This window comes from Kumtagia sp., from assembly GCF_059502445.1.
In genome coordinates this window covers 1-12,224 of the sequence record NZ_JCACER010000028.1, presented here as the reverse complement: position 1 = coordinate 12,224, position 12,224 = coordinate 1, and the positions used below count along the sequence as shown (strand labels likewise).

General features: G+C 67.7%; 11 protein-coding genes. 7 read left to right on the top strand and 4 right to left on the bottom strand.

Annotation, left to right across the window (positions count from 1 at the left end; all coding sequences use genetic code 11):
- Positions 1-16: 16 nt before the first annotated feature.
- The 3 genes from AC5JDC_RS11950 to AC5JDC_RS11940 all read right to left on the bottom strand — a co-directional run bounded on the left by AC5JDC_RS11950 (position 17) and on the right by AC5JDC_RS11940 (position 2,834).
- A complete protein-coding gene (locus AC5JDC_RS11950; protein ID WP_495841543.1) occupies positions 17-646 on the bottom strand; it encodes a flavin reductase family protein in 630 nt (209 codons plus the stop codon).
- Between the two features lie 138 nt (positions 647-784).
- The gene (locus AC5JDC_RS11945) at positions 785-1,705 is read right to left on the bottom strand and encodes a fumarylacetoacetate hydrolase family protein (protein WP_495841542.1); all 921 of its coding nucleotides are present in this window, start codon (positions 1,703-1,705) and stop codon (positions 785-787) included.
- Between the two features lie 10 nt (positions 1,706-1,715).
- Entirely contained in the window at positions 1,716-2,834 is a 1,119-nt protein-coding gene (locus AC5JDC_RS11940) for a cupin domain-containing protein (protein WP_495841541.1), read from the bottom strand.
- A gap of 134 nt (positions 2,835-2,968) precedes the next feature.
- Between AC5JDC_RS11940 and AC5JDC_RS11935 the strand changes: the two genes are divergently transcribed.
- Positions 2,969-3,652 (top strand): GntR family transcriptional regulator, encoded by a 684-nt coding sequence (locus tag AC5JDC_RS11935; protein ID WP_495841540.1) that lies wholly within the window; start codon positions 2,969-2,971, stop codon positions 3,650-3,652.
- Between the two features lie 117 nt (positions 3,653-3,769).
- Complete coding sequence (locus AC5JDC_RS11930; RefSeq protein WP_495841539.1) at positions 3,770-4,756, top strand: Gfo/Idh/MocA family oxidoreductase; 987 nt, start codon at positions 3,770-3,772, stop codon at positions 4,754-4,756.
- A gap of 60 nt (positions 4,757-4,816) precedes the next feature.
- On the opposite strand, the gene AC5JDC_RS11925 is transcribed toward AC5JDC_RS11930, so the two are convergent.
- Entirely contained in the window at positions 4,817-6,052 is a 1,236-nt protein-coding gene (locus AC5JDC_RS11925; RefSeq protein ID WP_495841538.1) for an NAD(P)/FAD-dependent oxidoreductase, read from the bottom strand.
- A gap of 235 nt (positions 6,053-6,287) precedes the next feature.
- Between AC5JDC_RS11925 and AC5JDC_RS11920 the strand changes: the two genes are divergently transcribed.
- The 5 genes from AC5JDC_RS11920 to AC5JDC_RS11900 all read left to right on the top strand — a co-directional run bounded on the left by AC5JDC_RS11920 (position 6,288) and on the right by AC5JDC_RS11900 (position 12,026).
- Positions 6,288-7,319: a LacI family DNA-binding transcriptional regulator gene (locus AC5JDC_RS11920; protein ID WP_495841537.1), complete on the top strand. Its 1,032-nt coding sequence runs from the start codon at positions 6,288-6,290 to the stop codon at positions 7,317-7,319.
- 183 nt (positions 7,320-7,502) lie between these two features.
- Positions 7,503-8,426 (top strand): SDR family oxidoreductase, encoded by a 924-nt coding sequence (locus AC5JDC_RS11915; RefSeq protein ID WP_495841536.1) that lies wholly within the window; start codon positions 7,503-7,505, stop codon positions 8,424-8,426.
- Between the two features lie 68 nt (positions 8,427-8,494).
- Positions 8,495-9,328, top strand: a complete 834-nt coding sequence (locus AC5JDC_RS11910; RefSeq protein ID WP_495841595.1) for a MurR/RpiR family transcriptional regulator — start codon at positions 8,495-8,497, stop codon at positions 9,326-9,328.
- A 143-nt stretch (positions 9,329-9,471) separates the two neighbouring features.
- On the top strand, positions 9,472-10,476 hold the full coding sequence (locus AC5JDC_RS11905) for an ornithine cyclodeaminase family protein (protein ID WP_495841535.1): 1,005 nt from the start codon (positions 9,472-9,474) through the stop codon (positions 10,474-10,476).
- A 14-nt stretch (positions 10,477-10,490) separates the two neighbouring features.
- Positions 10,491-12,026 (top strand): aromatic amino acid lyase, encoded by a 1,536-nt coding sequence (locus AC5JDC_RS11900; RefSeq protein ID WP_495841534.1) that lies wholly within the window; start codon positions 10,491-10,493, stop codon positions 12,024-12,026.
- Positions 12,027-12,224 lie beyond the last annotated feature (198 nt).

Genomic DNA, 12,224 nt, shown 5'->3' with positions numbered 1-12,224 from the left:
GATGGGCCAAGCCCGCTCAGCCCTTGTTCGGCCAGTCGCGCCATACCGGCCTTGCCAGGCCGAAGGTGTCGTGGCTGCGCACGTAGTCGCTGCCGTAGGAGCGGGCGACGAGGTCGAGCTTCGGCGTGTCGATATGGGCGCGCTCGCTGTCGAGAACGTATTCGTCGCTCACATGCACGGTCAGGACGCGGCCGATGACGACGACCTGGGCCGGACCGGTGACTACCGAGGACAGCGAAACGCATTCGAAGCCGACCGGGCTTTCGGCGATGCGCGGCGGACGTATGCGCGACGACGGGACGGTCGCGAGTTCCGCCAGGGCGAGTTCGTCGATCCCGCGCGGCGCGTCGATGGCGGTCAGGTTCATGGCCCGGACCAGCCGTTCCGGCACCAGGTTGACCACGAACTCGCCGGTGTCGAGGATGTTGCGGGCGGTGTCCTTGAAGCCCCTGTCCGGGTCAGCCATGATACCGATAGCGATGGTCGGTGGCGCCGATCCCATGACGTTGAAGAAGCTGTAGGGGGCGGCGTTGGTACCTCCCTCGCGATCCTGCGTCACCACCCAGGCGATCGGACGCGGCATGACCGTGGCGACCAGCAGCTTGTAGGCGTTCTGCGTGCCGACTTCCTCGAGGTCGAAGCGCATCAGATCACGCTGCCGACTCTCCTCTCCCCCGGGCAGGGGGAGAGGTGGCCCGAAGGGCCGGTGAGGGGGTGCCTCATCGGTCAAACCAGCAGTATGACGCGTCGAAACGCGCTGTCTTGTGCTGGCGTGGTCATCGGCCTACTCCGGCGTCGCGTCGATCACCGGGTGCCGCAGCAAGCCGATGCCCGCGACGCAGGCCACCACGACGTCGCCAGGCCACCTCCATTCCTGCGGGCTCCGCCCGGCGCCGACGCCTTCCGGCGTGCCGCTGGCGATGATGTCGCCGGGCTCGAGCGTGATCCCCGAGGAGATGTCGGCGATCAGGTGGTCGACCTTGAACAGCATGTGGCGCGTGTTCGAGCGCTGCTTCTCGACCCCGTTCACCGTCAGCCACAGGTCGAGCCCCTGCGGGTCGGGGATTTCGTCGACCGTCACGATGCAGGGACCGAACGGCGCGTAGGTGTCCTGGCCCTTGGAGAATATCCACTGTCCGGCGCGTCGGTTGTCGCGCGCCGAGACGTCGATCATCACCGAATAGCCGAAGACATGGCCGAGCGCGTCCTCCCTGCGGACGCGCCGCGCGGTGGTGCCGATGATGACGGCGAGTTCGACCTCCCAGTCGAGCTGCTGCGTGATCTTGCGGTTGTGCTCGATGCCGTCGCCCGGTCCGATCACCGTCGTCGGCGGCTTCGAGAACACGACCGGCTGCTGCGGCAGCTCCCGGGAGGTGTCCAGCGATTTGGCGCTTTCGGCGACGTGCTCGACATAGTTGAGGCCGATGCCGAAGATGTTCTTGCGTGGACGGGGGATGGGAGCCAGCAGCCTCACATTCGCCAGCGCCGTCGCCGTGCCGGCGGGGAAGCGGCCGGCGGCCTGATCGAGGCAGCCGCGCAGCGCATCGAGCCCTGACCGGCCGGCATCGATCAGCCCCAGCATCGAGGCGGGAAGCGCGACGCCTTGCGCGGCAGCAAGCGCCTGCACATCCACCACAAGGTCTTCGACGAGGACGCCGAGCTTTGCCGCCGCCTCGACCGAGGCGCGATAGGTCACGAGTTTCATGATCGTTCCTTCAGAGAAGCGGCTGCCGGCCGCCATTGTCGCCGAATGCCTGCTCGCGGTAGAGCCCGAGCGAGCGCATCACCGGCAGGTCGGACAGGCAGAACAGGCAGGCGTCGTCGCCGTCCGAGCCGTTGACATGCTCGTGCCAGGTCCAGGATGGCACGCAGAAGATATCGTGCTCCCGCCAGTCGTAGCGTTTTCCGTCGATGATGGAATGGCCGCTGCCCTTGGCCACGTGATAGAGGCCGCTGCCGGTGTGGCGGTGCGCCCTGGTGTGCTCGCCGGGACGCAGCATCTGCATGGAGGCGCCGAGCGTCAGCATCACCGGGCCGTTGGTCACTGGGTTCACATACTCCATCAGCACGCCGTCAAAGGGCGAGCCGTCGGTGCAGCCGGCATAGTTCAGCAGCGACTCGTAGGTCGGAGCCCATTCGTATTTGAACATCGGGCTGTAGCCCTTGCTCCAGGCCTCTCCCATCGGCTTCAGGCCCGGATTGCCCCAGGTCCTGGTCATGTCGTCGACCGGGTAGCCGACCGCCTGACTCAGATCCGGATGGACCTCGTAGAAATTGGCTTCCATGGCGTTGACGAAGGGGATGTCGAGGCCGTCCTGCCAGATGCAGGGCGTGCCCGTCGCCTCCACTCCGTGTTCGTGCCAGGTGCCGTTCGGCGTCAGTACGAAATCGTTGGCGCCGAGCGTCATCTTGTGTCCGTCCACCACCGTGTAGGCGCCGGAGCCCTCCATGATGAAGCGGATCGCCGATGCCGAATGGCGGTGTGCGGATGCGACCTCGCCGGGGTTCATCACCTGGAGACCGGCATAGATCCAGCCCACGGCGGCCGCGACGTCGGTGCGCCCCGGATTGTTCAGGTAGACGACGCGCCGCCCGGCCTTTTCCGGCGTCACCAGTTCGACGGAGCGCAGCACATGCGTGCGCAGGTCGCGGTAGCGCCAGACCACCGGGACCGACGCGGATTTCGGCTGCCATGGCTCGATCTTGTTGGCGACGGTCCAGAGCGCGCCTGCCTTGTGGCGGTCGAGTTCGTCGTAATAGGCGAGCAGTTCGGGCGTGTCCTCGACATTGGCCCGGCCGGCGATATCCTCGCGGTGGTTTTCGCGCTGTGCCACGCGTCCGTCTCCTCGTTGGGTTCCGGACCCAAGCATGGTTCAGGATATTTTCGATTGCAATCAGAATTTTCGAAAGAATTTGGAATTGCCGACGACTTCTCATCTGGGCTAAGCCTTTAGGCAAAGGGAAGCCGATGACACTTGCCGAAAAAGCCTACGACGCCCTGCGCCACGACATCATTCGCGGTGAGCTCGCACCGGGGCGGCCGCTGCGCCTCGCCGATCTCAGCCAGCGCTACGGCATGGGTTTTTCGCCGCTGCGCGAAGCGCTGAACCGCTTGCAGGCCGAGCGGCTGGTGATGGCCGAATCGCTGCGCGGGTTTCGCGTCGCGCCGCTGTCGCTGGACGAGTTGCACGACGCGATGGCGCTTCGCATCGTCATCGAAACGGAGGCGCTCAAGGCCTCGATCGGCCAGGGCGACGATGCCTGGGCGTCGGGCATCGTTTCCGCCCTCTATGCCTTGAACCTGCAGGCGGCTCGCACCGGCGGCGAGGCCAACATCTGGACGCTGGAGGCGCGGCACCATGCCTTCCACCGTGCCCTGCTGGCGGCCTGCAACTCGCCCTGGATACTGGAGTTCTTCGAGCGCCTCTATGCCGCGACCGAGCGCTACCGCATTCCCGTCCTGCTCGCGGCGGCGCTGCCGGCGGGCCGCGACGTACCGGCCGAGCACAGCGCGCTGGCGCAGGCGACCCTCGACCGCGACGCCGGGAAGGCATCGGCATTGCTCGATCAGCACTACCGCCGGACGGTGGACGACCTTGCCGAGGTCATCCGCGCCAACGACGGGGACATCCTTCGGGTCCGGCTCGGCTGACATCCTCGCACTCTCCCGCGGTGAAGATGCGATGGGACTTCGGTGGCAACGGATGTAAGCGGCTTGGAACGCGTGACAGGGCCGCAAGGCACTGCGACGGCTACATTGGGAGGAAGAATGACGATAGGGATCGGGGTGATCGGTGCGGGCGTCATGGGGGCCGACCACGCCCGAACGGTGGCGCGTCATGTTGGCGGCGCGGAGCTCGTCGCCATCTCGGATCCGGATGAAAGCCGTGCGCGGGCGATCTCCGGCGAGATCGCCGGCTGCCGTCCCTTCACCGACTGCCTGGAACTGATCGCGGATCCGGCGGTCGAAGCCGTCCTGATCGCCTCGCCCGATCACACGCATGTCGGCTTCGTGCTTGCCTGTCTCGGGGCAGGCAAGCACGTTCTGTGCGAGAAACCGGTGGCGCCGACCTCCGCGGGATGCCGCGAAGTACTCGAAGCGGAGCGGGCGCTCGGCAGGCGCCTGATCCAGGTCGGGTTCATGCGCCGCTTCGATCCCGCCTATGTCGAGATGCGCAGCGTCCTGACGCGGGGCGAGCTGGGGAAGGCGCTTCTGCTGCACTGCGCTCATCGCAACGCGACCGCTCCCGGCTTCTTCACGCCGGAAATGTCCATCACCAACGCTGCCGTGCACGAATTCGACATCCTCCGCTGGCTGACCGGCAGCGAGATCATTGCCGTGACAGCCCTGAACTCGGCGCGGAAGGGCGACGGCGGCCTGCGCGATCCGCTCGTGCTTCTGGTCGAGATGCAGGATGGCGTGCTGGCCGACGTCGAGCTGTTCATGAACGCCGCCTACGGTTACGACATCCGCACCGAACTCGTCTGCGAGAACGGCACCGTCGATCTCGGGCGGCCCGCTCCCAACCTGCATCGCCGGGCCGGCACGGAGGCCCGCTCCTTCCCCGGCGATTGGCGGGGGCGCTTCGGCGACGCCTACCGGCTGCAGCTCCAGGCATGGCTGGCGTCCGTGCGGGGACAGGAGCCGGCCGGCGCCGACGCCAGCGACGGACTTGCAGCCACGCTGGTCGCGGAAGCCGCGCTGGCGTCGCTCGAGAGCGGCCGTCGCGTGGCAATCGCCACGGACCGGCCGTGATCGCCGCGGCGTCGCGTGAAAGGCTGGCGCGGCGCCTTACGGGGCACCGCGGCGCCGACCTTATCCCAGTAGCGACTTCAGCCTGAAACCCGGGTCGGCAAGGCTGGCCGGGTCCGGCTTGGCGCCCCTGGCGATCAGCATCTCGGCGAGGCGGACGTCCTTCGCGACGACGTTGCCGGGACCGACACCTCCGGCGGCCATGAGCCGGCCGTCCTCGGCTAGCTGGAAGAGAATGAAGGCCCCGTCAGCGAGATCGCGCCGCACGGTCGTCGCGGCGTGATCGGGCACGCCGGCGATCTGCATCGTATGGTCGTACTGATCGGACCAGAACCACGGAACGGCGGCGTGGGCCTCGCCTGCGCCCAGCATGTTCCGGGCGGCGAGGGCGCCCTGTTCCTGGGCGTTGCGCCAGGATTCCAGCCGGGTCCGCCGGCCGTCGTGGCTAGCCAGCGGGAAGGAGCAGCAGTCGCCCGCCGCGAAGATGAAGGGGTCGGAGGTGGCGAGCGTGGCATCGACGGCGATGCCGTTGTCGAGCGCGAGGCCGGCGGCCTCGGCGAGCGCCACGTTGGGCACGGCGCCGATGCCGACCAGCAGCAGTTCCGCCTCGACGGTGCGGCCGTCCGCCAGCCTCACGGCGACTCGGTCTCCGGCGTCCCCGATGGCGGCGATGCCGACGCCGCAGAGGATGCGAACGCCGTTGTCGGCGTGCAGCCGGTGAATGCGTTCGGCGATGTCAGCCGGAACGCCGCGCATCAGGATGCGCGGCTGCGCTTCGACGACCGTGACGTCCGTCCTGCGCTGGCGCGCCGAAGCGGCGAGTTCAAGGCCGATGAAACCGCCGCCGATAACGGCGAGACGCTTTCCCGGACCGAGCCGCTCGGCGATCCTGCCCGCATCGTCCAGCGTGCGCAGATAGGCGATGCGCGGGCCTTCGCCGGCCAGCGCGAGGCGGCGCGGCGAGCAGCCGGTCGCCAGGAGCAGCCTGTCGTAGGGGAGGGTGCCGCCGTCGGCCAGGGAGATTCGACGGGCTGCCCGGTCGATCGACACAACCGGCGAGGACAGCATCAATTCGATCGCCGCGTCCGCATAGCGGCCCGGTTCCGCTATCGATTTCGCGCCGGGAGCCTGCGGGCCGGTGATCGCATCCTTTGAGAGCGGCGGTCGTTCATAGGGAGGATGCCGTTCCTCGCCGATGAGCGTGACGCGACCGCCATAGCCTGCTTCGCGCAGCGCAAACGCGGCGCGCGCGCCGCACTCGCCCGCTCCCACGATGACCATGCCTCCATCCACCGCCATCACCCGATCCGGATCAGAACTTTGCCTGCCTCGACCTTGGCCGGACAGGTCCCGAGGTCGACGCAGATGCGGGCGCCCCTGGCACCGTTGGCGACTATGCTCATGATGACCTCCCTGCAGCGGAACCGCCATGCCGGCCGCGCTGCCTCGCATGTGGGATATCAAAATCGGTCATTCCTCTCAATGATATTGCAAGACTTTCTATCATTATCTATCATCATTATAAGAGGTAACCTTGGCCAAGCGACCGACCATATCGGACCTTGCGCGTGCTTCCGGCGTCAGCGTGGCGACCGTGGACCGCGTCCTGAACGGGCGCCTGCCGGTACGCGAGGAGACCGCCCGGCGCGTCTGCGATGCCGCCGCCGACATCGGCTACCATGCGGCCGGGCTGATCGAGCAGCGGCTGCGCAAGGAATTGCCCGAATTCCGGCTGGGCTTCCTGCTGCTACGGTCGAAGGACGGCTTCTATGGGACGTTCGCCGATGAACTGGAGCGGGCGATGGCGCAGGCGCAGCGCTTTCGCGGTGCCGCCGTGATCGAGTTCGCCGAATCCCTCGAACCGGAAGAAATGGTGGAGCGGCTGTCGCGGCTGGCCGGCAAATGCGAGGCGGTCGCCCTGGTCAGCCCCGACCATCCGACGCTGACGGCGGCGGTCGTCGATCTCAAGGCGCGTGGCGTGCCGGTATTCTCGCTTCTGTCCGATTTCGGCGCGGGGGTGCGCGCTGGCTATATCGGCATCGACAACCTCAAGGTGGGGCGAACGGCCGCCTGGATGATCGCCAAATGCGCGCCTCGGCCGGGCAAGGTGGCGCTGTTCGTCGGCAGCCACCGGTTTCACGGGCACGAACTGCGCGAGATCGGCTTCCGCGCCTTCTTTCGCGAGCGGGCGATGGACTTCACGGTGCTGGAGACGCTGGTCAACCACGAGTCGCATGAAAGCACGCGCGAGTCGCTCGTCGGCCTGCTGGCCGGGCACGAGGATCTCGTGGGCTGCTATGTCGCCGGTGGTGGCGCTGAGGGCGCGATCTCGGCGATGCGGCAAGTGAAACCGGCTCGGATGCCGGTGGTGATCTGCAACGAGATCACGGCCGACCGTCGCGCCGCGCTTGCGGAGGGGCTGGTGACCATGGTCATCAATACGCCCCTTCCCACGCTATGCCGCACGCTCGTGGACCTGATGGCCGGTGCCGTGGCAGCGGGCGCTTCCGCGGTGCCGAGCCAGACATTCCTGCCGTTCGACATATTCGTTCCGGAAAGCGTCTGACGACGGCCGACAGGCATTTGTGCGGCCAGGTGCGAATAGCCTCTTGCATTGCCGCTCCGTCCTGAAGACCATTTTGCCGAATTGGAGTTTTCGGCATTTTTGTTGCAGACCGTCAACCGGGCGCCTGGTAGCGGATCGTGGCAACAGGCAGTGCGGATAGGTGGTTGAGCCCGGAGGATGAAAATGTCGGATCCGAATGCAAGAAACGAGGCTACCCGGGCGATCGTCACCGGCGGCGCGCAAGGCATCGGCTTTGCCGTCGCGAAGCAGCTCGTCGCCGAAGGCTGCAAAGCGCTGGCGCTGGTCGGGCGTTCCGGGGAGAAGGGCGCGGCCGCGGTCGCCGAACTGGAGCGGCTCGGCGCCGAGGCGCTTTTCATCCGCGCCGATGTCTCCGACCCCGCCAATTGTGCACGGGCGGTCGCGGAGGCGACCGAGCGTTTCGGCACGATCAACGGTCTGGTCAACGCGGCTGCCTCTTCCGCCCGGGGCTCGCTGACGGAAACCACGCCGGAACTGTTCGACTTCCTCTTCAACACCAATGTGCGCGGGCCCTTCTTCCTGATGCAGGGCGTGGTGAAGGGCCTGCTGCAAGCCAGGGCGCCGGGCTCCATCGTCAACGTGCTGTCGATGTCGGCGCATGCCGGCCAGTCGTTCCTGACGCCCTACTCGAGCAGCAAGGGCGCGCTTGCCGTCCTGACCAAGAACGTCGCCGCGAGCTATCGGAAGAACCGCATCCGCTGCAACGCCGTGCTCCCTGGATGGATGGACACGGAAGGCGAGGACGCGGTCCAGAGGAAATTCCACGACGCGCCTGACAACTGGCTCGAACTGGCCGAAGCCGACCAGCCCATGGGCCAACTCGTCAAGCCGCACCAGCTCGCCGCGCTGATCACCTATATGATCAGTCCGCAGTCGGGGCGTCATGACGGGAGCGCTCGTCGACTACGACCAGAACGTCGCGGGCGTCGTGGGGGAGTGATCTCCTGCGGCCATGGACCAGGGCGGCCGCTTGGGCTGGAGCCCCGGACGGGACGACCGCCGTGGCCGTCCGGCGCTGCCTCTTGCAATGCATGGGGCGATGGCCAGGGACGCTCGCGGCGCATTTGATACTCCACAACTTTTCAGGATGGAATAACTAGTTCATTGTGCGCGGCCGCATCTGGTTCGGAGGACGAATGAGCGAAGGCCTGACGGTGCCCCGGGACTACGAGTCGCTTCGCGAGCTCATCCTCCGCCAGCGGCAGAAACTGCCGAAGCGGATCGCCCAGGTCGCCGCATATTCCCTGGATAATCCGGATGAGATCGCCTTCGGCACGGCCGCCAGCATCGCGGCGGCCTCCGGCGTTCAGCCATCCACCTTGATCCGCTTCGCGCATCATCTGGGCTATGACGGCTTCACCAGCCTCCAAACTGTCTTCCGCGAACGGTTGCGGGAACGAACCTCGTCTTATGACGAGCGACTGAACGCGCTTCGAAGCAGCGGAGCGGGGAGCCGGAATCGCCGCATTGCCGAAGGTTTCGTCGGCGCCTCGATCCGGTCGCTCGAAACCATGCTGCACAAGCTCGGGGAGGAGGAGCTCGACAGAGCCGTGGTGCGTCTGGCAAAGGCTGAGACGATCTACATCGTCGCCCGCCGCCGGGCCTATCCTGTCGCGACCTATCTGGCCTACGCCTTCGGCAAGCTCAGGATCCGCTATCTGCTGGTCGATTCGTCGGCGGGACTGGATCCCGAGATCCTGAATTTCGCAACGGAGAAGGATGCCGCGATCGTCGTCAGCTTCTCGCCCTATGCCCCGGCCACCCTCGCCCATGCCACCGCGCTGGCCGAGCTCGGGGTCGACGTCATCGCCATAACCGACAGCGCGTTCTCGCCGCTCGCCCAGTCGGCGAGCCAATGGTTCGAGATCGCCGAGGCCGACCACGCCGGGTTCCGTTCGCTTGCGGCAACGATGGCCGTCGCCATCACGCTGGCCGTGGCCGTCGCCGAGGCGCGTCGCGGCGACAGTTGAATGCGGGCTTTCCCGCGCTTTCCGGCTCGACATCGATCGGCAGATGCTGCAACGGGCACGGCGGCGGGCTCGAGAGTTCGACCGATGCCTCATATGCGCCTATACGAAACCGAGCCGTCGATCCCACGCACAGGAGCAGCCGGATGCAGCCCATCTACATCACCTATCTCAACCGCTTCGACATCGAGGCGGCGATGCTGTCGGACGCCGAGATCCTCGAGGCGATCGAGGCCAGCCTCGGCATGCAGGGGAGGGGAGAGACGGTGATCGAGCCGCGCATGCATCTGGAGCCGCGGGCCGGCGTGGAGGGACATTTCAACGTGCTGCGCGGCTGGATCGGCGGCGGGATCGACGCGGCCGGCGTGAAGGTCGTCGGCGACTTCGTCGACAACTACAAGCACGGCATGCCGTCCGAGTTCGGCGTGCTCAACCTGTTCGATCCCCGCACCGGCAAGCCGACCGCCATCCTCGACGCCAGCGGCATCACCGACATGCGCACCGGCGCGGTGACGGCGATCGGCGCAAAGCATCTCGCCCGCAAGGGCTCGAAGGTGCTCGGCCATGTCGGGGCGCGCGGCACTGCCTACTGGAACGTCCGCCTGCTCGACCATCTCTTCGATTTCGACGAGATCCGCGTGCATTCGCGCCGCCCGGAAAGCCGCAACGGTTTTGCCGAGCGGCTGTCGCGCGACCTCGGCAAGCCGGTCGTGGCGACGGAGGACTGGCGGAGCTGCGTGGACGGCGCCGACATTGTCGTCGAGGCGTCGCGCCTGAGCAGGCCGGAGCCGATGCTGAAGACGGACTGGATCAAGCGCGGCGCACTGGTCGTGCCCTACGGCACGATGAGCGCGGTCGAGCTGTCGCTCACCGACATCATGGCCAAGATGGTGGTGGACGACTGGGGCCAGTGCAAGGCTGGAAAATTCGGCTCGCTGCGCGCCCATGTCGAGGCCGGCAAGCTCTCCGAACAGACGCTGCACGCCGAGCTCGGCCAGATCGTCGCCGGCCTCAAGCCCGGCCGCGAGAGCGAGGACGAGACCAACCTGTTCTGGCATCGCGGCCTGTCGCTCTCCGACATCGCGCTCGGCCATGCCTTCCTGACCAAGGCCGAAGCGCTGGGCGTCGGCCACCGCCTGCGCTACGCCTGACCGAGGGGGCCGGCATGACCACGCTGACGATCGGCGAGCGGAATCTGGACATAGTCGACGTCGTCACGGCATCGCGGGGAAAGCTGCGCATCGCCGTGACGGCGGAGTTGCGCGAGCGCATGCGGCAGGCGCGCGATGTCCTAGACGACCATCTGCGCCGCGACATCCCGGTCTACGGCCTCAATACGGGCCTCGGCGGCAATATCGGCCACCGCATCGCGCCGGAGGAGGCGGCGCTGCTGCAGGCCGACCTGGTCATGGCGCGCGTCGCCGGGGTGGGGGCACCGCTCCCGGTCGAGGTGAGCCGCGCCGTCCTGTTCTGCCGCATCGCCGGCCTGGCGCAGGGCGGAGCAGGCATCTCGCTGCCGGTCTTCGACACGCTGGTCGAGATGCTGGCGGCCGACATCGTCCCGGTCATCCCGTCGCGCGGCTCCACCGGCGCCAGCGACCTCGTCCAGACCATGAGCCTAGCCGCCGCTGCGATCGGCGCCGGCGCGGTGCACTGGCGCAGCCGGACCATGCCGGCGGCGGAGGCGCTCGCGGCCGCCGGGCTGACGCTTGCCCGGCTGGCGCCGAAGGACGGGCTCTCCATCGGCAGCGCTTCCTCCGTCGCCTGCGCCATGGCCGCGCTGGCACTGGCCGAATTGGACGACCTGCTGGCCATGCACGTCGCCGCCGCGGCGCTCGCCTGCCAGGGTTTCGGCGCCAATCCGCACCTGTTCGACGCCGAAGTCGTGGCGGCGCGGCCGGCCGGGCGTCAGGTCGAGGCGGCGGCGTTGTTCCGCCGGGCGCTGGCCGGTGGCGACTTCTTCATGCGCGCGCCGGCCAAGGTCCAGGACGCGATTTCGTTCCGCGCCCTGCCGCAGGTGACGGGCGCCGTCATGGCCGCACGCGAGGCGGCGGCGCGGGAGGTCCGCGTCGAGCTCAACGGCGCCGCCGACAATCCGCTCGTGCTCGGCGCGGCCGGCGTGGTGCGGCCCTCGGCCAACTTCCTGACGCCGTCGCTGGCGCTCGCCTTCGACACGCTGGCGATCGCCTTGGCGCAGCTTGCGACCGCGTCGGTACAGCGTTCGATCAAGCTGATGACGGGGCGACTCTCCGGCCTGCCCAACTATCTCTCACCGGTCGGCGGCGCCTCCGCCGGCTTCGTCCCGATGCAGAAGTCGCTCGCCGCCCTGCACGCGGAGATCCGGTTGAAGGCGACGCCAGCCAGCATCGACGGCGTGGTCGTGTCGGACATGGTCGAGGACATCGCCACCAACAGCGTGCTTGCCGTCTCGAAGTTCGGCGAGCAGCTCGAGCCGATGCGGTGGCTGATCGCGATCGAGGCGATGGTCGCCGCAAAGGCGGTCGACCTGCGCCGCCGCGGCGAGCCCGGCCTGACGCTGGGCCGGGCGGCCGGGGAGATTTACCGGCGCCTGCGCGCCGTCGTCGCCGAGCTGGATGCCGATCGCGCGACGGGGCCAGACGCGGCCGCTGCTCGCGGTGCCCTGTGGCATGCCGACAGCGTGGATGCCGTTCGCGGGATGTTGGAGCCCGAGAAGCTATAGACTGTTCAGGCAAGTTTTGACCGACAAGGCACCCCCCTCTCCGTCTCGCCCTTCGGGCTCGCCACCTCTCCCCCGCTTTGGGGGGGGCGAGGAACCCAAGCTGGAGAAGCGCTGGCATCGCGGCAGCGGTTCCTCGCCCCCCCCAAAGCGGCTACGGCATGCACACATCTCTGAGAACCCAACCTTTGGCGATGGCTC